The organism is Niastella soli (genome assembly GCF_017742245.1).
In the GTDB taxonomy this organism is placed as follows: domain Bacteria; phylum Bacteroidota; class Bacteroidia; order Chitinophagales; family Chitinophagaceae; genus Niastella; species Niastella soli.
Genome location: NZ_JAGHKO010000004.1, coordinates 140,388 through 161,679 on the forward strand (window position 1 = coordinate 140,388; position 21,292 = coordinate 161,679).

The window sequence follows — 21,292 nt, forward strand, 5'->3', positions numbered from 1 at the left end:
ACTGCAGTACAAGCTTCAAATGTCGCGAACCCATTGCCGATTGCCGATTCAGGATTGCCGTAACGCAGCTCAAATATCGCGAGTCCTTTCACGTTTCGCGTTTGACGTTTCACGCTTAGCAACTTAACTTCGTGAGAATAAACACCTTACTCCCCAAGCCTTTTTTAAAAAACCTTTGGCACTTATAAATATAACCCCTACCTTTGCGCTCCATTTTACGTTTTATTGGTGATGAACCATAAGACAAACATTGCCCACATGGCCCAAAAAGTTTCCCGTCAGTTCGGGAGCGCCAGCAGGGTATCACCGCAAAAGGTATTTAACTATGCCAAAGGTTAAGACAAACTCCAGCGCCAAAAAAAGATTTAAAATCACCGGCACTGGCAAGATCACGCATCAGAAATCCTTCAAACGTCACATTCTTACTAAAAAGTCTAAACGCCGCAAACGCAACCTGAACAAAGATGGTGTTGTGCACAAATCAAATGTAGATTTTGTTAAGCGCTTGCTGAGACTGAAGTAAACTGTTCCGTTAACCAATTTTCGAATTTTCAAATTATTTAAGATATGCCTCGTTCAGTAAATGCCGTTGCATCCCGTGCACGTCGCAAAAGGATTCTGAAAGCTGCCAAGGGTTACTATGGCAAACGTAAAAATGTATATACCGTTGCGAAAAACGTAATGGAAAAAGGTCTGCAATATAAATATGTAGGCCGTAAACTGAAGAAAAGAGAATACCGCGCGCTGTGGATCGCCCGTATTAATGCGGCTGTTCGCGCAGAAGGCTTAACCTATTCTGAGTTCATCCACAAACTGAACCTGAAAGGTGTTGGTTTGGATCGTAAGATCCTGGCTGACCTGGCTATGAATGAGCCAGAAACCTTCAAAAACCTGGTAGCTTCTGTAAAATAAGCTTACTTAGCTTCAACATATCGAGCCCCGTCTCGGCTTAGCCGAGACGGGGCTCTTTTTTTAGGGTAACAAAAAGATAACACCCGGCAATCGGCAGACGGCAATCGGCAAACGTGACTCGCGACTTTTGAGACTTATAACTACCTTGCACCGCCAAAAATCTTCTGCCTTCTGCCTTCTGCCTTCTGCCTTCTGCCTTCTGCCTTCTGCCTTCTGCCTTCTGCCTTCTGCCTTCTGCCTTCTGCCTTCTGCCTTCTGCCTTCTGCCATCTGCCTTCTGCCGTCTGCCATTTGCCGTTTATTGGCATTCAGAAATCAACATAATACTGACAATTTTAATCCAGGCATTTTTTTTATTTGAAAAATTCATCAAACTATTACTTTTGTGCAATAATTTTTTTTTGTTTGGGTACACCTTTTTCTGACAATTAAAATTCACTACCATCAGCAACCTGAACTCGTTCATGAACAACTCGTACACCGACCTGGTGAACCAAACCTTTAACTTTCCCCAGGAAGGGTTCGATGTAAAAGACAGCTATCTGCATTTTAACGGGCTCGACCTGAAAGCGCTTATCGCCAAGTACGGAACCCCCATGAAACTTACCTATCTACCCAAGATCGGTATGCAGATCAAAAAGGCAAAGAAGATGTTCGCCAATGCCATTAAAAAGCATAAGTATGAGGGTGAATACAACTACTGTTATTGTACAAAAAGCTCTCACTTCTCTTTTATAGTGGAAGAGGCCTTGAAGAACGACATTCACCTGGAAACATCATACGCCTACGATATCGAGATCATCAAAAAGCTGTATGATCGTAAAAAGATCACCAAGGACACTTTTATCATTTGTAACGGGTACAAGCAAAAAACCTATACCAGCCGGATAGCCAACCTGCTGAATACCGGTTTCAAAAATGTAATTCCCATCCTCGATAACAGGGAAGAATTACAGCATTATAAAAAAACGGTAAAAGGCCCGTTTAAACTCGGTATCCGGGTGGCAGCGGAAGAAGAACCTACGTTCCCTTTCTATACCTCACGCCTGGGTTTCAGAGCAAGAGACGTGCTGGAATTCTACGTTGACAAAATAGAAGGTAATGAAGAGCGCTTCCAGTTAAAGATGCTCCATATATTCCTGAACAAGGGTATCAAGGACGACATCTACTACTGGTCTGAGCTCAACAAGGTAATTAACCTGTATTGCCAGCTGAAGAAGATCTGTCCTGAGCTGGATTCTATAAACATTGGCGGCGGCTTCCCCATTAAGCACTCATTGGGCTTCGAGTACGACTACCAGTTCATGATCAATGAGATCGTAGGCAATATCAAAAAAGCCTGTAAAAAGAACAATGTGCCCATGCCGCACATCTTTACCGAATTTGGTAGCTATACCGTAGGGGAGAGCATGGCGCATATTTACAGCGTTATTGGCCAAAAAGTACAGAACGACCGCGAGATCTGGTACATGATCGATTCTTCTTTCATCACTACGTTACCCGATACGTGGGGCATTGGAGAAAAATTCCTGATGCTGCCGGTAAACAAATGGGACCAGGAGTACCAACGCGTGGTGCTGGGCGGTATCACCTGCGACAGTCACGACTATTACGACTCGGAAGAACACATCAATGAGGTGTTCCTGCCCAAGATCACTAACGGCGAACCGTTGTATGTAGGGTTTTTCCATACCGGCGCCTACCAGGACCAGATCAGTGGTTATGGCGGCATCAAACACTGCCTTATCCCATCCCCCAAACACATCATTGTTGGGCACGATAAAAATGGTAAACTGGTTGACTGGGTATACGCCAAAGAACAATCAGCCCAAAGTATGTTGAAGATATTAGGGTATTAGAAAAGTACTACATGAAACGATTTGCGATATTATTTACTGTAGCGTTGGCGATAACGGCAACCACACAAGCCCAAACAACCGAAGATTCGGTGAAAACCACCATCAACCGGTTGTTTGAAGGCATGAAGAATGCCGATACGGTGTTGTTGAAATCGGCCTTTGCCGATGATCCCATACTACAAACCGTAGCCACCAATAAAAAGAAGCAGGTCTACATCAAAAGCGATAAATTTAAAGACTTCGTAAAATTCATTGGCGACCAAAAAGTCGGAGAGGCCGATGAACGGATTGAATTCGAAAGTATCCGCATTGATGGAGCCCTTGCTATGGTATGGGCCCCCTATCAGTTCTATTACAAAGGCAAATTCCACCACTGTGGGGTAAATTCCTTTCAACTGGTGAAACTTGATAATAACTGGAAGATCCAGTATTTGATAGATACAAGGAGAAAGGATTGTGGTATTAGCAAGAAAGACTAATTAGAGCAGTTGAAAGGCTGACAAGTTAAAATATAAAAGGTGGTCCTCTTTTTGAAAGGAGGACCACCTTTTTTTTGTATACGTTTCGAAAATTACTTCTTCAGCCGGTACTTCTTTATAACCTTGGAGCTGTTAAAATACTCGTTCAGTTCCTTTTCGCTCATTCCGCTGGAAAGCTCAATGGGAACATCAACCAGCTGAACCTGGGATTGTTTTAATTCCTCTTTCAGTTTGGCCGTTTTCTTGGCAATTTCAGGGTCACGTTCGCCCACGAGCGAATTGTCGCTTACCATATACTCCAGCCTTTTAACAGTTGACCGGATCTGAGAGGCCTGATTTTGTTCCGTTACTTTTTGCGGCGCTACGGCTTCTTTTACTGGCACCAATGAAACGCCCACACTTGGCATCACCTTGCCCACATCGCTGTTGGGCTGGGAGGTAGCCAGCACACTGCCTGTTAAGGCGGTGGCCGAACCGGTGATATCAAACGTGGTGCGGGTACCTTTTGTCTTTTTTACACCTTTATCCAGCTGCAGGAAGGTGTATTTTAACCGCAAAACATAACTGTTGATCACGTTTACAGTAAGTTTAAAATCCTCTACTGACAACGGATAATTCAAGGCGTCCTTTACTATGATCTTAACCTGGGCCGTATCGCGGATGCCAAATTTATTGGCTCCTACAAAGCTCAGGATAACCGTCCTTTCCTTACCAGGGTCCGATTCCTTTACAAAATCAAAAGTTGGCGACCAGATAAAATCATCATCACATTTTTTCACCAGGGTAACGCCCCGTAAAGGCATGTTGGCAAAAAAAGTAATGGTCTCAATGGGAAAGTTGCCATTCTCACACTGAATTTTGAAAGCTACCGTATCACCCTCATCGATGGTCAGGGTTGATGAAACGGTAGGTTTTACCTTCGACGGAATGATATCCGTATTATAGAAGGTAATGTAAAATGCGGTGTCTACGTGATCGCTGGGCACTTCCAGGTTTTGAACGCCCACATTCACCCGGTACTGAAAGTCATATTTCAGTTTTCCGGAAAGGAAATAGGATTTTTCGGCTTTGAAGGTCAATAAGCCGTTATCCTTGTTGATACGTAGACCCACGGGCGGGTTACGCAGGAACCAGTAATATTTCGACTGGTCCTTGTTGATCTCCAGCTTATACGAAAGCGAAGAATCCACATGAACATTAAATGACGGATTGAGGTTCTTGATCCGCAGAGCTACCTCGGCGGAATCAATAACAAAAGGTAACGTGTCAACATGTTTACGACCATGATATGCACTATCTACCGGCGGCCTTTCCTGAGCAGAAGTAATCCCTACGCCTGAAAATATACATAGCACGATCAATACCAACGTCTTTCGGATACAGAAGGTAAGTGCTCTCATGGGGGCCGAAGTTAGTGCAAAACACAAAAAAAACCATCCACCAAAAGGTGGATGGCCTTTTAAACCAAAACCAACTGCTTATGAAACCAAAACTTTAATATTTCTTTTACTTTATTTACTGTACAACTACCTGTTTAGGCGTTTCTTTTACCTGTTCTTTTTTAGGCAGGAACAGCTTCAGAATACCATTTTCGTATTTAGCACCTATAGCATCGGCATTTACTTGCTCGGCTATGGTAAAGCTGCGTTTAAAGCTTTTACGACTGAATTCGCGGCGAATGGATTTCTGACTATCCGATTTGTTCTCGTCCTTCTTATCGTAGCTGATCGTTAATAATCCCTTATCTACGTTCACCTTAATATCCTCTTTACTAATACCAGGCACGCTTACTTCCAGTTGAAAACCGTCAGCAGTTTCATCAATGTTTACCGGCGCCAGGTTAATGCCGCTGTATCCTTCATTCCATAAACCGGGAATTGAATTAAAGAAATCATCAACTACAGAATCGAATGATTTTCTAGCGGGATGGTGCAGTCTTACTGTCATAATTATAATTTTTATCGTTTTTTAAATTTTGAATTACGTGTATGTACTTTTCAAACAGTGTACCATTGCCGAAAATGGCCAAAAAACCGACAGGATTGACAGAAAACAGGAAAAGCAAACAGACACAATTGCAGTATATTTCATTTTAGACTGACATAAATTCCGATCCCGGGTATAAATGAACTTTTTACGTAGTTTTGCGTTTCAATTAAAAAATACTACATGTATCCACAAGAAATAGTACTTCCCATGAAAGAGGAGTTAACAGACAACGGTTTTCAGGAGCTGTTAACATCCGAAGATGTTGATAATCAACTTAAATCAACAGGCACAACGCTGGTTATGATCAATTCGGTGTGTGGTTGTTCGGCAGGTTCGGCCCGTCCGGGTGTATTAATGGCCGTAACCAACTCAGCAAAAAAGCCAGATCATTTAACCACCAGCTTTGCCGGTTACGATATTGATGCTGTAAAGAAATTGCGTGAGCATTTATTGCCTTATCCGCCATCTTCTCCGGCTATTGCCCTGTTTAAAGATGGCCAGCTGGTGCATTTTATTGAAAGACATATGATCGAAGGTCGTCCGGCTCAGCTGATCGCGCACAACCTGATCGCAGCATTTGAAGAATATTGTTAAAAATTTCTTAGCTGATTAATTCAGCTTTGTTCATAGTGATGAACCCTCTCATTCCTGAGAGGGTTTTTTATTGCATTTTAGGCGTAACCAGGCTGTTATATTTCTAAATATCCGGGCGAATCCGGGCAATCCGTTTCCAGATTCTTCGTTTGTTTTCTTATCATTGCACCTTTAATTTAATTTATTGGTAGATTAAAATCTATTCCTGATACATGTATCCAAACCTATATTACGCTTTTAAGGACCTTTTTGGAAAAGCACCGAGCGGACTTCGATTTATAAATTCGTTCGGATTTTTCGTTGCCCTGTCGTTTTTGGCGGCGGCCTATATCTTGACAATTGAACTGAAACGGAAAGAAAGGGCAGGGTTGTTAACGGGTCAGGATGTAAAAATGGTGGTTGGCAAACAGGCCAGTATAGGAGAGTTGTTGCTGAATTTTTTCCTGGGCTTCTTATTAGGATATAAGATCATTGGTTTATTTATATCAGGTAACGCCACCGGCGACCCGCAACAATTTATCTTTTCATCTGAAGGCAATTTGCCCATTGGCTTAACGCTGGGTATTTTGTTTGCCGGTTTAAAATGGTGGGAAAAGCATAAACAAAAACTGGACAAACCCGAAGAGCGCACCATACGCATTTGGCCACACGACCGCGTAGGCGATCTGGTGATCTATGCCGCGTTGTTTGGTTTTCTGGGCGCCAAAATTTTCCACAACCTCGAAAACTGGCAGGATTTCAAAGAAAATCCGGTTGAAGCATTATTATCATTCAGCGGATTGACCTTTTATGGCGGTCTTATTTGTGCTGCCGTGGCCATCTGGTTCTACGCCCGTAAACATAAGATCAACTTTACACTTTTGTGCGATGCCATTGCACCCGCGCTGATTCTGGCTTATTCTATTGGCCGTATTGGCTGCCAGGTAGCTGGTGATGGCGACTGGGGCATTTTGAACAGCGCTTATGTAACGGAGCCAGGTCCCAATTCAAAAGTGGTACTGGCCGATAGCACCCGTTTTCAAAATACCCTGCAGGCACATGGCAATTTTTATTTAAGGAATTTTCAGGTTAATAATATTTCAGAAATTCCTCATGCCAGTGTAAAGGCGCCCGGCTGGCTGCCCAACTGGTTGTTTGCCTACACCTATCCGCACAACGTAGTGAACGAAGGCGCCCGCATTCCGGGTTGTACCGAGGACCAATACTGTAATCAATTGCCTGTTCCGGTATTTCCAACACCTTTTTATGAAACGGTGTGTGCCTTTTTACTTTTCCTGTTGCTTTGGTCGTTACGGAAAAAGCTAAAAGCGCCAGGCACCTTGTTTGGGGTATACCTTATGGTAAATGGCATTGAACGCTTTTTTGTAGAACAGATCCGGGTCAACACCAAGTACTCCATTTTTGGTTTTCACCCCACGCAGGCTGAGATCATTGCCGTACTGCTGGTGTTGGGCGGCGGCACCCTGTACTTCGTTATGAAGAAGAAACATGAAAAGACGCTTGCACAAAAAGCTTAAAATAACTAAAGCATAAAACAAAAGGCCCCCCGATACATCGAGGGGCCTTTTTCATTACGTTAAGGGGGTAAATTTCAATCATTTCTAATCACTAAAACTGTACAGATCACCTTGCTTATTCCTGCATTCAACAAACATCTGTTTGGGTAAACCATCTTCAAAACTAACCCGGTTTACAACAGTTGGATCACAAAGCCCGCCTGTTTCCTTATGGTCGAAAACCAGCTCATTGTTCACAATTTTGCGAGGCAGATTGAAATCAGCACCAAATGCATAGTTGCCTACATATTGGTTTTTGCTGTTAAACACCACTATTTTGTTGGTAGCTGCCGGTGAATTTCCATAGAAAACCGTGGAAGTCACCACCTTAAAAATGCGGCCATCATTCGTTTTGATCTTTCCCAGGTAAGTCAGCTCAGTTTGATTGTACTGTCCTTTTTTGGAACGGTCAAAAACGTACTTCTTTCCAACCTTGTTGCGGGTTAATACTGTCTGCCAGTCTTTGTGGGGAGCTTTGTTGGGGTCTCTGTGCGCTGCTAATGCAGAAAAAGTAAGGCTCATACAAAGAGCCATGATTAATAAACGATTGGTCATAGGGATACTCAATTTTAAAAAGGGGTACGTGAAAAATGTAACTGACTGCAAGTTAAAACCGAAATCGGTCAAAACGCACCAGGATTCGATGTTCGGAAGCCAATAATCGATGTGTTTAACCTTTTTATCTATAATTCTTTATTTCATAACACACATTTTCACCCCCATTTCACCATTTTTCCATTCGGGGTATCCATTCAAACTGCCTGACTGCCACTCATCCCAAAAAGTCCGCCCATTGTAACGCCGGTCAGGCTTAAGCGTCCTACCTACATGTCAATTATTTCCGGACATCAGCATTTCCAGCCACTGGACACAAAAGCAGGTACTTTACATAACATAGTACCTACTTTTGAACTGTAATCTATTAAGCAAAGTATTCAATCAACCAAAAAGAGTCATGAGAACGCCAACCAACCTGTTTATAATCATACTGTTAACAGTCTCATTCATAAGCAGGGCACAAACCAACACCCCAGCCAAGCTTAAAGGGAAAGTATCAGCCACCAACCAATCGACCCTGTCTGCCGCCACTATAACCTTATTAAAGGCGAAAGATTCCAGTGTAGTAAAAATGTCCGTGACCGACCAGGAAGGTCAGTATTCGTTCGATAATCCGCCCAAAGGAAAGTACCTGGTAGCCGCTTCAGCGGTAGGATATGAAAAACAATATTCAGCCCCTTTTACCATTTCAGCCGAAACCCCTGTACTCGAATTAACCACTATAGTTCTTAATCCACGGTCAAATGATCTGAAATCGGTGACGATAAGCGCCCGTAAACCCATGGTTGAACAAAAGATCGACCGCACGGTAGTGAATGTGGACGCCTTTATCAGCAATACAGGCGCCAATGCGCTGGAAGCCCTGGAAAAATCACCGGGCGTTCAGGTAGATAAAGACGGGAATATCAGCCTGAAAGGCAAACAGAGCGTAATTGTATTGATCGATGGCCGTCCTTCATACATCAGTGGCGCCGACCTGGCCAATATGTTAAAGGGCATGCAGGCCTCGCAACTGGAACAAATTGAGATCATGACCAACCCACCGGCCCGGTACGACGCATCAGGCAATGCCGGTATCATTAACATCAAAACCAAGAAGAACAAGACAAAAGGCTTTAACGGCAATATAAGCGCCGGTGTAGGGCAGGGGGTATACTTCAAAACGAATGAAAGCCTCAGTTTGAATTACCGGAACGGAAAAGTGAATCTTTTCAGCAACTACAGTTTTGGCCAGAATAACAATTTTCAGCAACTGGAGATCTTCCGTCGATATAAGAATGACGATGAGACCACCAACGCCATTTTTGAACAGGTAGCCTACATGAAACGCCGCAACACCAGCAACAACCTGAAACTGGGCATGGATTATAGTGTAACTGATAAAACCACCATAGGTTTTGTATTGAGCGGTGTATACAATCCGGAAAGCAGCGTTAACAACAATACCAGCTACCTCGAAAACCCTGATTACCGGATTGATTCCATAGCCACTGCCAGCTCATCCATTCACGGCATTTGGAAAAACGCCAGTGTGAACCTGAATATGCGCCACCAGTTCGATACTACCGGTCGCGAGTTGACCACCGACCTGGATTATATCGTATATGACAATGGGAACGATCAGCATTTCATTAATACCACGTATGAACCCAACTGGTTAAAACGCTATGAAGAACAATTACTGGGCGTGTTGCCAGTAACAGTGAACATTTATTCGGCTAAAATGGATTACACCCATCCATTGAAAAACAACGCCAAAATAGAAGCTGGTTGGAAAACCAGTTTTGTAGAGACCGTAAACAAAGCCAATTACTCTTTGTTAGAGGGCGATGAGTGGGTTACCGACTATGGTAAAACAAATTATTTCGATTATAACGAAAACATCAACGCAGCATATGTAAGCTTCAACAAACAACTTACCAAAAAATGGGGCTTACAATCGGGTTTGCGCTATGAGAATACCAACTACAAAGGTCACCAGTATGGCAACCCCGTAAAAGGCGATTCTTCTTTTCAACGCTCTTACAACAACCTGTTCCCGACTGTATATCTTAGTTATGGCGCCGATAAGAACAACCAGTTCGGCCTATCGTTTGGCCGCCGTATCGACCGGCCCGGTTATGCCAGTTTAAACCCTTTCATGTTCTTCATTGACAAATACACTTACGAAGCAGGTAATCCTTATTTAAAACCACAGTATTCTAATAACGTTGAACTTACCCATATTTTTAAAGGCAAGCTCACCACCACTTTGAACTATAGTATAACAAGGAACCTGTTCAGTGAAACATTCGATCAGTCGGGCTATGCCACTATCGTGAAAAGGAACAATATCGGAAAGCGGGAAAATTACGGTGTTTCCGTAAACGCCCAGATCCCCGTTGCCAAATGGTTTACCAGTATGATCTATACCAACTATCGCTATACCCGTTATTCTGGCAAGTTGTACAACGAAGACCTGAATGTGGGAGCCGGTACCATTTACTTCAACATCAACAACCAGTTTAACTTTAACAAAGGATGGGGGGCCGAAGTAAGCGGTTGGTACTTGAGCAAAGGTGTGGAAGGACAGATACAGCTGGAAGCAATGGGCCAACTGGCTGCCGGAATTTCAAAACAGGTACTGAAAAATCAGGGTTCTATAAAATTAAATGTGCGCGATATCCTGTACACCCAGATACCTCATGGCGATATCAACTTCAAAGAAACCGAAGCCCGTTTCAGGAACACCCGCGATACCCGGGTGGTAAACGTAACCTTTAGCTACCGGTTTGGAAAACCAATTAAAAGCAACAATAACCAACGTAAAAAAGGCGGCGCCAGCGACGAACAAAACCGCGTTAATATGGGAAATTAACCAACACATCTATAGAAACAGTTAGCTCGTATATGATAACAGGTGGTTAACAATTTACAGCTGTACTTTTGTTAAACCATCACGAACAGAACGAGTCCCAATAACAGCCCGGGCTTTGAAGAAAAAAGAGGATTAAAAAAGGATTTTAAGAGTACAATAGCTTAGCGTGGCACAGTTTCTGAATAAGGTATAATAGCTGTTTGAAAAGAAGAAATGATCAAAAAGAGTATTTAGTTTTTTTTAACAGTGGACAACGAAACCTTTTTTACCGTTTAAGCGTCTTATATATAAAGCGGCAATAAAAAACAGAATGGACAATGAGAAAGATAATACTAATAGCAATAGCCCTTGTTTACCTGGTAGGATGTGGAATTTCTTATATGTAAAGAACAAATAATTAAGTAAATAAATTTCTTCATAAATAGCAGTCATACAGTTTTTCTCATAAGCAGTTAGTTTTGGTTAACGAGGCCCCATTTCTATGGGGCCTTTACTTTTTTCAGGAAGTTTTGGTTTGTTGATCCAACTGTAGATGAACCTCCACACCCTTCATCCTTCAACTTTCTCTCCACCCACCTTTCTTCCCTCATTTTTTCCGCTGGTGTATTGATACGGAATATACTCCCCTTGTACAGGTATAAATACGGATTATCATTAACCGTTTTTTAATATCGTAAATAGATTGCACCTTACAGTTGAGATTCCACCGTTAGAAACCTTCAACTGACCTGCACATGAAAAACAGTTTTACCTGGTTATGGGGCATATTGTATTTCCTCTCCATTGAAGTTATTGGGCAAAATAAAACGGGTAAGATCAGCGGCGTTATCACCGATGATAATGCCCAGGCAGTAGAATCGGCCTCCGCATCCCTGCAACGGGCCAAAGATTCTTCACTTGTGAAAGTGGCGGTTTCTGACAGGTACGGATTGTTCGAATTCGAGAATCTGCCCGAAGGCGATTATTTTGTGACCGTTACAGCAGTAGGGTTTGCAAAAGCCAGCAGTAAACGATTTATCCTTTCATCATCATCAGTTTATAAAGTCCCATCCTTTCAACTAAAAAGATCCGAAGCCAAATCACTGGGCTCCGTAACAGTTACCGGAAAAAGACCCCTGATCGAAAACAAGATCGATCGTATGGTGGTGAATGTTGAAGCTGCGCCTTCCAATGCCGGTGCTTCGGCCCTGGAAGTACTGGAAAAATCGCCCGGCGTAACCGTTAGTAATGAAGGCGAGATCAGTTTAAAAGGAAAACAGGGGGTGCGCATTCTACTCGATGGCAAACCCACTTATTTATCGGCAGCCGACCTGGCCAATGTACTGAAGAATCTGCCTGCCTCCGCCCTTGACCAGATAGAGATCATGACCAACCCACCGGCCCGGTACGAAGCCAGTGGCAATTCAGGCATCATTAACATAAAAACAAAGAAAAGCCTGAACGAAGGGCTGAATGGCAGTGTAACCCTGGGGGGGACCGTTAGTTTTTTTAAACGGAATGATGAATGGCTATACCCGGTGAAAACAACCACCAGCATCAATCTAAATTACCGAAAAGGGAAATGGAACCTGTTTGGGAACTATAATTATAACTATCGCGAAGGAAATGGTACGCTTGACCTTACCCGCCGCTTTTTTGAAAAAGACGGCACCCTGAACTCAAGTTCCTATACTCATACCGATTTTAATTTCCGGAATAACAACCAAACCCTGAAACTGGGTTTTGATTACTATCTCGATAAAAAGAATGTCCTTGGGATAGTGGTGAATGGGTTTGGCTTTTTTGGCCGGCCAACCCCCGTCAGCAACCAGGTCATCAGCAAGCCCGATGGCAGCACAGAGTCAGTACTGGCCTCGAATAACATCAATAAGAACGATTTCTTTAATTATTCTACCAACCTCAATTACAAACATACGTTCGATTCAGCCGGCCGGGAGCTTACGGTAGACCTTGATTATATGGGCTACTCCAACAGCGCCCAAAACACTTTGTACACCTCCATTTATGATAATTGGGGCAACAGCCTGGGTAACCTGACCTTATATGGCGACATTCCCGGTCTGATAAACATCTATTCAATCAAAAGCGATTATGTACATCCGCTCAAAAACAACCTGCGCCTCGATGCCGGGATAAAACTGAGCGATGTAAAGAACGACAATGAAGTAAAATACCAACGCAATGACAATGGCACCTGGCAACCAGATAACCGAAGCAATCATTTTATATACAGGGAAAACATCAATGCCGGGTATGTAAGTCTGAATAAAAAATGGAAGAAATGGAGCGCCCAGGTTGGTTTTCGTATTGAAAATACCATTGCCAAAGGAAACCAGGTCACAACCGACTCCAGCTTTACCCGTAACTATACCAACCTTTTCCCAACGGGTTACATTAATTACGAGGTCAATAAAAAGCATGCATTCACCCTTTCGTACGGCAGACGCATTGAGCGGCCCAATTACCAGGACCTGAACCCGTTTATCTGGTTCCTTGATTCATTGCAATACCGCCAGGGCAACCCGTACCTGTTACCCCAATATGCCAATAACATTGAATTAAGACATACACTTAATGGCAAGTTCACTACTACCATCAATTACACGGTGACAGACGATGTAATATCGCAGCTGTTAAAACAGAATACCGAAAAAAGGATCACTTACCTTACAACAGACAATGTGGCCCGGCTCAAAAATATCGGACTGGCAATAAATGCGCCTTTTTCACCCCTAAAAGGCTGGAACGTAAACCTGTTTGTGAACGTGTTCAACAACCGGTATGAAGGGATCTATTATAACTCCTATACCGGCAATAACGATCCTATAGACCTAAGCTATACTTCGGCATCGGTGAACGTTAGTAATAATTTTAGTTTTAAAAAAGGCTGGAGTGCTGAAGTGAGCGGGTGGTACCGGGGTAAGACCATTGAACAACTGACCATTGCCGAACCCATGTATTTTATGAACCTGGCCGGCCAAAAGCTGGTAATGAAAGGGAAGGGCACGGTGCGACTGAATATCCGGGACCCATTCCACTGGCAGGTATATAAAGGAAATACCCAGTACAGCGATATTGATGTGAAAATATATAACCGATGGGACAACCGGAACGTTACTGTCACCTTTAGTTACCGGTTTGGTAAAACCTCTATAGCCCAGGCCCGCCGCCGCAGTAGCGGGGTTACCGATGAACAGAACAGGGCAGGAGGGCAGGGACAGTAATGTTTACCACTCGCCGGCACCCGCTAAACAGGTAACTGGCAACCGGTAACCAGTTTTTTCCTACTTTCGTACTTCGTTCCGTTAGTACGGCAACGCCCCTTTTGTTGTGATTTGCTTTCAAATTATGCTTTAGAATCACACTCATTCTGCCAGGCAGAATGCTTTCTGAGCTAATTAAAAATTTAAATTTACGCTATGCCTTCGTTTGACATTGTTAGCAAGGTGGATGCACAGGCACTGGATAATGCAGTGAATGTTACCACCAAGGAAATCACCAATCGTTTCGACTTTAAAGGTTCGCACGTGGAGATCAAACTCGATAAAAAAGAGTTCAAGATCAATATTGAAACGGAAGACGATATGAAAATGCGCCAGTTGATCGATGTATTGATCAACCGGGCCCACAAACAAAACATTGCTCCCGAGGCGTTCGACCTCAGCAAAGAATCCTATCAAAGTGGCAAACTGACAAAACAGGAAGTATCAGTTCGCAACGGCTTGAAACAGGAAGATGCCAAAAAAGTGGTGAAACTCATCAAAGACTCCGGTTTAAAGGTACAGGCGGCCATTATGGATGATATGGTACGCGTTACCGGCAAAAAGATCGACGACCTGCAGGAAGTGATAAAACTCTGCCGGGGCGCCGAATTGGGCCTTCCGCTGCAATATGAGAATATGAGAAGCTAGCCCGGCAATCCGCAATCGTGAATAGCCCCGAATTTCTAAACTCACGAATTAATTGCAAGACTCAAGGCTTGGTAACCCATTGCCGACTGCCGATTGCGGATTTCCAGTGTGGATAATATAGTGCAGAACAGGTGCAAAAACAGACCCGCCAAAATTTGGATCAGGCATAATTTTAGAAGTATCTTAGATACAGAAAATCGCAGTAGGCTAGTAAAATGGTTCAATGCGATTAGTGGAAAGCATTGGGTATACAGGTTATACGTGCTCGTAGCAGGTATAAAATGGATCCGGTGCTTTCTTTTTTATTTCTTGCCTGAAAAAATTTATTTTTACCTGCCGGTTTATTAATTTTCCTTTTTTCTTTAATTAATTATTAAAAAAGTCAGGAATAAAATTTAATTTGGCGGAGTTACACTGGAGGGCTAATTTTGCGGCTTTGCTGATAAAACCAGTATAACAAATACAATAACAGGGTATACCGCAAAATCGGTGTACAATTTAAAAATCAAAGAGTTATGAAAAAGGGACTTCATCCCGAGAACTATCGGTTCGTTGTTTTTAAAGATATGAGTAACGGTCACCAGTTCCTGAGCCGTTCTACTTCTCCTTCTAAAGAAACCGTGAAATGGGAAGATGGCAACGAATATCCATTGATCAAATTAGAAATTTCTAATACGTCTCACCCCTTCTTCACTGGTCAGAACGTACTGGTAGATACAGCGGGTAGAATTGATAAATTCAAGAAACGTTACGAAAAGAAAAAATAAAAAGCGTAATTTCAATACAAACATTTTTGTTTTTCATGGCTATACTTTCCCTTTCCTTGTCTAAGGAAGGGGATTTTTGTTTTAGATCATGGCTGTAAATGGAAAGTGAAGCTACCTATAAGATGCACCAGCCAATAAACTCCATAAATAATTTCAAATAAGCTGCACAAAGTTTTTCTCTCTTAATACTTAGTATAGGTATTCAGTACCTAAATGGTAGCATAATGGTGGCTAAAGTGTAGTGTAATGGTAGTCTACTGGCCTGGGTATTGTCTCAGGGTGCTCAGGAGATGCTCTGGAAACACTAGTCCTATGAGACCATTCCCTGACCACTATCAGACAACTCCCTGACCACTATTAGACAACTCCCAGCGCATTCCCCTACAATGGCGCAAGCATCCGCTTGTGCCGAATCTTGGTTTCCAATAGCCAAACCACCCAAAGAACAAAAAATGGCTTAAGTTTGGATCAGAACCAAGAAATATGAACAAACGGGTCTTTTTGTCCGACAAAGAAGTATCAGATCATTTATATCCCTTTACCCAAACCCGCGCCGTAGCCGATATCCGCATCGGTATTCTCACCATCCGTGAAAAATGGGAAAGGTTGTTGCAACAACCCGTATATGTGCTGAAGAAGGAGGAACAACCACCGGCCGATGCTATTGTGTTTGCCGCCAACATTGTTCCCTCAGCAGCATTCATTGAATCGATATTTGATGACAATGGCGAACCTACTCGGGAGCCCGATTACAACCTGGTAAAGATCATTCAATATCCCTGGCATATTTTTCAGTTTAATGACTGGGCATTGCGGGAAGACTTCGCTTTACTTACAAACAATCGTATTTCTGCCCCCATTCCTGAATTAGTACAAACTGTTAATCCCAACAACATCTTTATTGAACCGGGCGCCATATTGAACCATTGCCTGTTGAATGCGTCCACCGGCCCCATATATATTGGTAAGAACGCCGAGGTAATGGATGGCGCCATCATCAGAGGACCTTTTTCGCTGGGCGAAAGTGCCGTAATAAAAATGGGCGCTAAAATATACGGCGCTACCACCATTGGTCCTTATTGTATTGCAGGTGGCGAGATCAAAAATGCGGTGCTGTTTGCCTATTCCAACAAAGCACATGACGGTTACCTGGGCGATTCGGTAATAGGCGAGTGGTGCAACCTGGGCGCCGGTACCTCCAACTCCAATATCAAGAATACAGCCAGCGAAGTGAATGTATGGCATTACCATAGCCGCGAATACCTGAAAGCCGGACTGAAATGCGGGTTGCTGATGGGTGATTATTCACGGGCTGCTATCAATACTTCGTTCAATACGGGCACGGTAGTAGGCGTTTGCGCCAACATTTTTGGCGAAGGCATGCCGCCAAAATTCATCCCCGATTTTACCTGGGGCAACAAGGGACTTAGCCTGTATGAATTTGAAAAAGCACTGTCAGACATCAGCAATTGGAAAAAATTAAAAAATCAGGCGCTTACAGAAGCTGAAATAACTCAATTGAAACATATTTTTGGGCAATCATAAAAGGCCTTCACTAATAAAAAGACGATTACATATGCGCAAACAAATTGCTGCGGCTAACTGGAAGATGAATTGTACCTACCAACAGGGTGAACAGTTACTCGACGAGATCCTTTCTGCCAACATTGAATTACAGGCACACCAGCAAACCATTTTTGCTGTTCCTTTCCCATACCTCATTATGGCAAAAAGCGAAACCGAAGATGAAAACAATTATTTTGTAGCTGCCCAGAATTGTTATAATAAAAAATCCGGCGCTTATACCGGTGAAGTATCAGTTGAAATGCTGCAATCGATCGGTATTCAATTTTGCGTGCTGGGCCATAGCGAGCGCCGTGAATATTTTCAGGAATCAAATAAAATGCTGGCCGAGAAACTGGACCTGTGCCTGCAATACAATATCACGCCCATATTTTGTTGTGGCGAGCCGCTGAACATTCGGGAAGCAGGCACCCAGAACAGTTTTGTGGAAACCCAATTAAAAGAATCACTGTTCCATTTGTCAGATGCAGACATCAAACGTGTGGTGATTGCTTATGAACCCATTTGGGCCATCGGCACTGGTAAAACAGCCACTTCAGAACAGGCTCAGGAAATACATGCGTATTTGCGCAGTGTACTGGCCAAACAATACGGCGCAGCAACCGCTGATGCCATTTCAATTTTATATGGTGGCAGCGTAAAAGCTAATAACGCCAAAGAATTGTTTAGCTGTCCGGATGTTGATGGCGGACTGGTTGGCGGTGCTTCATTAAATGCGAGCGAGTTCATTACTATTATAAATAGCTTAAAATAGTAGCCTATTCGAATATAGGTTTAAGAGGTAGGAGGTAATAATTAACTTCCTACCTCTTATTTCATACTTCCCAATTTAGCGCTTTATTTCCCCAATCATTCTCACTTCTCTACAGGCTTTGACCAACTATCAATCGCCCAAAAATTCTAATGCAAATTCACTGTTAAAATGAGTTAACTTATCCCCATTGTCCCTGAATGGAGTGATCTTTGTTTAAGCAAAACGGGAGGATCTGTTTATGGAACATTCAAGGGCATTACAGGTATTATCCTGGCAGCACAAAGAAGATCGGCTTAAGTGCCGCGAATTTTTACGAGACATCCAGCAGCAACTCGATAAATCAAGCATCCGGCAACGGATCGTTCAATTCTGGAAAAATGAGCTGCAAAAGCATGTGGATGCAGAAGAGGCGATATTATTTCCTTTTTTGCAGAAACATCATTTCAATTTCAACTTCCTGAACATCTTAAAACGCGAACACGATACTATTCGTCTGCTGGCCGAAAGGCTGAATCGCCACGATGAAGACTATTATTTATATAAGGCCTTTATTAAGCTGGTTGACCAACACAGTCATTTTGAAGATGAGTTCATTTTCAAAAAAATGGAAGAAGATATTTCCCCACAGGAATTGAGCCAGCTCAATGTATCAATGGCCGCAGTAAGCAGATAACGGACTGCTGAACGCGTACCATTCCACGTAAAATCCACTATCACAAGGGTATCTCTGGTAACGGGATCAGCAATTGATCTCCAGTAGGCTTTTTTGCAACACCACATAATCAACTGGCCGCAAAAAGTGTAGGATTTTTTGCCCGTACGTTGGCAATGGTATATTCCTTTGAATTGGCCAGCGCCCGCTGCTGCCAGGCTTGATAGCTTTCTTTATTCTGCATACAATCCTGTAAAAATTGCAACAAATGTCCGATGGACGTATAGCGAAAACAGCTGCTCTCGAGCGTAGTCGAAATACGCAATGACTGGGGGCTAATAAACGGCCGGGCATGTTTGATCACATCAAACATATTGCCAGATGATTTGGTAAGGCCGTAAGTTTCGGGAATGGAAAAACAAATAGCAGTATTGATAACCGATGGAATGAAAATGAAATGTGCCGCATTCAGCTGTTTATCGAATTCATCCTGGTGCACTACCTTTTCATCATAATACCGGATGCGGGTATAGGTCGTTTTAAACGCAGCAGCCTGTTGTATGATGGCTTTACCATACTCATCTGAATGGCCGCCCAGTAAGGTAATATGCAAAGGCAGCTGGCTCGCTTCGGCCGCCTTTAACAGTTCAAACACCTGCTTATAATCCCGGCGTTTTTTATCCAGCGTACCCGACACCACCAGGTGAATAGCGTTGTCTATGGTCAATGAGGCCTGTTTATTGTCAAAAACAGCGCCCGGTACATTATGGACCTGCATGCTGCCACCGGTGACTTCCTTCAGATAACCCACCATGGTATCGGAGATCACATTATACTCCTGTACCCGTTTAATAAGCGCTTTTTTCCCGATATGATGGATCAGTTGCCGCAGTTGAAGCGAGGGGTGCGATCTGAACAAACAATTGAGGTCGTGTACCGTGACCACCACCCGGGCAATGCGTAATAACCCGATCACCCAGGCATACAACAGGTGGTTATTACTGATGGTGTTCAGGTAAAAAATATCCAGATTATGCTTTTTAGCGGCTTTATACAATTGACTGAAAAAACGCCATTTGCCACCGGTGCGGTCCAGTATTTCCCATTGATACCGGGCTGTATCCTCTTTAAACAGGTCCTGTAAGCGTTGATAGGTTGCTGCGTCGGTAAAGATCACCAGCTGATTGGCAGGCATATCAAACAGTTGAGCGACGGTATACGCCACTTCAAAATGCTCCATGTCAAATATGCCGGTTTTCATATTGCCATATTTTACAGAAAAACTAAATTTGCCCGTATTTTACTTATTTCTTTGAACCCGGGTAACTCAATTAAAAGTAATTTATTGTTATAATTCAGCTTGGCAAACTTAAAAAAAAATTTAGTCTATAATTTTTTACTATCCTGCAGCCAGGTATTACTGCCACTTATTTCAATACCCTATATTTCAAGGATATTAGACCCCGAAGGTATTGGCCGGGTAAGTTTCATTGATTCATTAAGCTACTGTTTTGTTACCATTGCTGAATTCGGCATAGTAGTGTATGGCATTCGCGAAATAACCCAGGTTAAACACGATAAAGAAAAGTTGCGCAAACTGGTGTCGGAGCTGATCGTGTTGCATTGCCTGACATCGGGTATTTCATTGCTTGCTTATGGCATTACCGTTTTTATACTCTGGAACAAGATCCACGACGTACGGCTGCTCTTTTTCTCCCTTTCTTTTTTACTGGTGAATTGCTTTTCCTGTGAATGGTATTTCTGGGGGTTGGAAAAATTCCGGTATATCGCCATCAGGTCGTTTATCAGCAGACTGCTGGGATTGATAGCCCTGTTCATTTTTGTAAAGGCGCCGGCAGACTACTACCTGTATTATGGCATCATTACCACTGCGGCCATCATTAACCTGCTTACCAACATCATAAATGTATTCAGGGAATTGCAAATAACCTTGAAAAACATCCAATGGAAACGGCACCTGAAACATACCTTCACCACCTATTTTATCAGCATCGTGTACACCATAATGGTGTGGCTCGATAATGTATTGCTGGGCATCGTGAGCACGGCAGCCATTGTGGGCATCTACGCCATGTCTATGAAAATGATCAGGGTAGCGGTCACGCTGTTTACAGATATGTTTTTGGTCCTATACCCACGCACAACTACTTTATTACACCAGGAAAAGGAAAAAGAATTACAGCAAACCATTTTACATTCTGTTCAACTTATATTTATCATTACCATTCCGGCTTCGGTTGGTATTTTTTTGTTGGCGGGACCGTTGGTACAAACCATTTTATCAGGCAATTTTTCCCGGGTAACCGTGAATATTTCCATACTGGCCATGCTACCGCTTATAAAAGCCTATAGTATGTTCCTGAATAAACAAATACTGGTAGCGCATGGAAAAGAAAAGCTGCAATTATATGGACTTATAATCGGCAGCAGCGTGTATGTCCTGTTAATGCTGGGCCTGTCCTATTACCTGCACGACAGGGGCGCCTGTTGCGCCATGCTCCTGGGTGAAACAATAGTATTGGTGTTGGGGTACTGGTACGTAAAAAAATATTTCCCAGCCATGCAAATATTCGATCGGGTTACTTTTTTGCAATCGATCGCCGCATCTTTATTATTTATTCCGGTTATCTGGTTGTTGAAAATGTATCTCACGTCCCCAATCATCATCATTCTGATTGCAGTCATCATTTGTGTACCGGGATATTTTATCCTGCAATTGCTGGTAATGAAAAATAAACTGGTAAACCATTTATATACAACCGCCATCAACGCCCTGCGAAAAAATACCCATTAATATTCA

General features: G+C 43.0%; 18 protein-coding genes. 14 read left to right on the forward strand and 4 right to left on the reverse strand.

Annotated elements, in window-relative coordinates; translation table 11 throughout:
• Window positions 1-325 precede the first annotated feature (325 nt).
• The 4 genes from rpmI (at window position 326) to J7I42_RS15375 (ending at window position 3,249) form a co-directional block, all read left to right on the forward strand.
• Window positions 326-523 carry a 50S ribosomal protein L35 gene (gene rpmI / locus J7I42_RS15360; protein WP_081204013.1) on the forward strand — a complete coding sequence of 66 codons (198 nt, stop codon included), beginning with the start codon at window positions 326-328 and terminating at the stop codon, window positions 521-523.
• 44 nt (window positions 524-567) lie between these two features.
• A complete protein-coding gene (gene rplT / locus J7I42_RS15365) occupies window positions 568-912 on the forward strand; it encodes a 50S ribosomal protein L20 (RefSeq protein WP_209139712.1) in 345 nt (114 codons plus the stop codon).
• A 463-nt stretch (window positions 913-1,375) separates the two neighbouring features.
• The gene (locus J7I42_RS15370; RefSeq protein WP_209139713.1) at window positions 1,376-2,770 is read left to right on the forward strand and encodes a type III PLP-dependent enzyme domain-containing protein; all 1,395 of its coding nucleotides are present in this window, start codon (window positions 1,376-1,378) and stop codon (window positions 2,768-2,770) included.
• Window positions 2,771-2,781: 11 nt separating this feature from the next.
• Window positions 2,782-3,249 carry a nuclear transport factor 2 family protein gene (locus tag J7I42_RS15375; protein WP_209139714.1) on the forward strand — a complete coding sequence of 156 codons (468 nt, stop codon included), beginning with the start codon at window positions 2,782-2,784 and terminating at the stop codon, window positions 3,247-3,249.
• A 92-nt stretch (window positions 3,250-3,341) separates the two neighbouring features.
• On the opposite strand, the gene J7I42_RS15380 is transcribed toward J7I42_RS15375, so the two are convergent.
• Both J7I42_RS15380 and J7I42_RS15385 read right to left on the reverse strand, forming a co-directional pair.
• Window positions 3,342-4,649: a hypothetical protein gene (locus J7I42_RS15380; protein ID WP_209139715.1), complete on the reverse strand. Its 1,308-nt coding sequence runs from the start codon at window positions 4,647-4,649 to the stop codon at window positions 3,342-3,344.
• 115 nt (window positions 4,650-4,764) lie between these two features.
• Complete coding sequence (locus J7I42_RS15385) at window positions 4,765-5,196, reverse strand: Hsp20/alpha crystallin family protein (RefSeq protein WP_209139716.1); 432 nt, start codon at window positions 5,194-5,196, stop codon at window positions 4,765-4,767.
• Window positions 5,197-5,418: 222 nt separating this feature from the next.
• Here J7I42_RS15385 and J7I42_RS15390 point away from each other — a divergent pair, with 222 nt between their 5' ends.
• Together J7I42_RS15390 and J7I42_RS15395 are read left to right on the forward strand one after the other, a co-directional pair.
• A complete protein-coding gene (locus tag J7I42_RS15390; protein WP_209139717.1) occupies window positions 5,419-5,832 on the forward strand; it encodes a BrxA/BrxB family bacilliredoxin in 414 nt (137 codons plus the stop codon).
• A 212-nt stretch (window positions 5,833-6,044) separates the two neighbouring features.
• Entirely contained in the window at window positions 6,045-7,349 is a 1,305-nt protein-coding gene (locus J7I42_RS15395; protein WP_209139718.1) for a prolipoprotein diacylglyceryl transferase, read from the forward strand.
• Between the two features lie 84 nt (window positions 7,350-7,433).
• Here J7I42_RS15395 and J7I42_RS15400 read toward each other — a convergent pair whose 3' ends face one another.
• The gene (locus J7I42_RS15400; RefSeq protein ID WP_209139719.1) at window positions 7,434-7,943 is read right to left on the reverse strand and encodes a hypothetical protein; all 510 of its coding nucleotides are present in this window, start codon (window positions 7,941-7,943) and stop codon (window positions 7,434-7,436) included.
• Window positions 7,944-8,343: 400 nt separating this feature from the next.
• Between J7I42_RS15400 and J7I42_RS15405 the strand changes: the two genes are divergently transcribed.
• The 7 genes from J7I42_RS15405 (at window position 8,344) to J7I42_RS15435 (ending at window position 18,492) form a co-directional block, all read left to right on the forward strand.
• Window positions 8,344-10,803, forward strand: coding sequence for a TonB-dependent receptor (locus J7I42_RS15405; protein WP_209139720.1), 2,460 nt, complete (start codon window positions 8,344-8,346; stop codon window positions 10,801-10,803).
• A gap of 734 nt (window positions 10,804-11,537) precedes the next feature.
• Entirely contained in the window at window positions 11,538-14,027 is a 2,490-nt protein-coding gene (locus J7I42_RS15410) for an outer membrane beta-barrel family protein (protein ID WP_209139721.1), read from the forward strand.
• Window positions 14,028-14,222: 195 nt separating this feature from the next.
• The gene (locus tag J7I42_RS15415; RefSeq protein ID WP_209139722.1) at window positions 14,223-14,714 is read left to right on the forward strand and encodes a YajQ family cyclic di-GMP-binding protein; all 492 of its coding nucleotides are present in this window, start codon (window positions 14,223-14,225) and stop codon (window positions 14,712-14,714) included.
• Between the two features lie 515 nt (window positions 14,715-15,229).
• Complete coding sequence (locus J7I42_RS15420; protein WP_209139723.1) at window positions 15,230-15,481, forward strand: type B 50S ribosomal protein L31; 252 nt, start codon at window positions 15,230-15,232, stop codon at window positions 15,479-15,481.
• A 483-nt stretch (window positions 15,482-15,964) separates the two neighbouring features.
• Window positions 15,965-17,026: a putative sugar nucleotidyl transferase gene (locus J7I42_RS15425; RefSeq protein ID WP_209139724.1), complete on the forward strand. Its 1,062-nt coding sequence runs from the start codon at window positions 15,965-15,967 to the stop codon at window positions 17,024-17,026.
• Window positions 17,027-17,057: 31 nt separating this feature from the next.
• Window positions 17,058-17,819 carry a triose-phosphate isomerase gene (gene tpiA, locus J7I42_RS15430; protein ID WP_209139725.1) on the forward strand — a complete coding sequence of 254 codons (762 nt, stop codon included), beginning with the start codon at window positions 17,058-17,060 and terminating at the stop codon, window positions 17,817-17,819.
• 238 nt (window positions 17,820-18,057) lie between these two features.
• Complete coding sequence (locus J7I42_RS15435; protein WP_209139726.1) at window positions 18,058-18,492, forward strand: hemerythrin domain-containing protein; 435 nt, start codon at window positions 18,058-18,060, stop codon at window positions 18,490-18,492.
• A 109-nt stretch (window positions 18,493-18,601) separates the two neighbouring features.
• Here the strand turns inward: J7I42_RS15435 and J7I42_RS15440 are convergent, their stop codons facing one another.
• A complete protein-coding gene (locus J7I42_RS15440) occupies window positions 18,602-19,732 on the reverse strand; it encodes a glycosyltransferase family protein (RefSeq protein WP_209139727.1) in 1,131 nt (376 codons plus the stop codon).
• Window positions 19,733-19,831: 99 nt separating this feature from the next.
• On the opposite strand from J7I42_RS15440, the gene J7I42_RS15445 reads away from it, so the two are divergent.
• Window positions 19,832-21,286, forward strand: coding sequence for a flippase (locus J7I42_RS15445; protein WP_209139728.1), 1,455 nt, complete (start codon window positions 19,832-19,834; stop codon window positions 21,284-21,286).
• Window positions 21,287-21,292: the final 6 nt, after the last annotated feature.

Coding starts and splice junctions, on each gene's coding strand:
- rpmI (WP_081204013.1), top strand. CDS start 326: ATGCCAAAGGTTAAGACAAACTCCAGCGCCAAAAAAAGATTTAAAATC.
- rplT (WP_209139712.1), top strand. CDS start 568: ATGCCTCGTTCAGTAAATGCCGTTGCATCCCGTGCACGTCGCAAAAGG.
- J7I42_RS15370 (WP_209139713.1), top strand. CDS start 1,376: ATGAACAACTCGTACACCGACCTGGTGAACCAAACCTTTAACTTTCCC.
- J7I42_RS15375 (WP_209139714.1), top strand. CDS start 2,782: ATGAAACGATTTGCGATATTATTTACTGTAGCGTTGGCGATAACGGCA.
- J7I42_RS15380 (WP_209139715.1), bottom strand. CDS start 4,649: ATGAGAGCACTTACCTTCTGTATCCGAAAGACGTTGGTATTGATCGTG.
- J7I42_RS15385 (WP_209139716.1), bottom strand. CDS start 5,196: ATGACAGTAAGACTGCACCATCCCGCTAGAAAATCATTCGATTCTGTA.
- J7I42_RS15390 (WP_209139717.1), top strand. CDS start 5,419: ATGTATCCACAAGAAATAGTACTTCCCATGAAAGAGGAGTTAACAGAC.
- J7I42_RS15395 (WP_209139718.1), top strand. CDS start 6,045: ATGTATCCAAACCTATATTACGCTTTTAAGGACCTTTTTGGAAAAGCA.
- J7I42_RS15400 (WP_209139719.1), bottom strand. CDS start 7,943: ATGACCAATCGTTTATTAATCATGGCTCTTTGTATGAGCCTTACTTTT.
- J7I42_RS15405 (WP_209139720.1), top strand. CDS start 8,344: ATGAGAACGCCAACCAACCTGTTTATAATCATACTGTTAACAGTCTCA.
- J7I42_RS15410 (WP_209139721.1), top strand. CDS start 11,538: ATGAAAAACAGTTTTACCTGGTTATGGGGCATATTGTATTTCCTCTCC.
- J7I42_RS15415 (WP_209139722.1), top strand. CDS start 14,223: ATGCCTTCGTTTGACATTGTTAGCAAGGTGGATGCACAGGCACTGGAT.
- J7I42_RS15420 (WP_209139723.1), top strand. CDS start 15,230: ATGAAAAAGGGACTTCATCCCGAGAACTATCGGTTCGTTGTTTTTAAA.
- J7I42_RS15425 (WP_209139724.1), top strand. CDS start 15,965: ATGAACAAACGGGTCTTTTTGTCCGACAAAGAAGTATCAGATCATTTA.
- tpiA (WP_209139725.1), top strand. CDS start 17,058: ATGCGCAAACAAATTGCTGCGGCTAACTGGAAGATGAATTGTACCTAC.
- J7I42_RS15435 (WP_209139726.1), top strand. CDS start 18,058: ATGGAACATTCAAGGGCATTACAGGTATTATCCTGGCAGCACAAAGAA.
- J7I42_RS15440 (WP_209139727.1), bottom strand. CDS start 19,732: ATGAAAACCGGCATATTTGACATGGAGCATTTTGAAGTGGCGTATACC.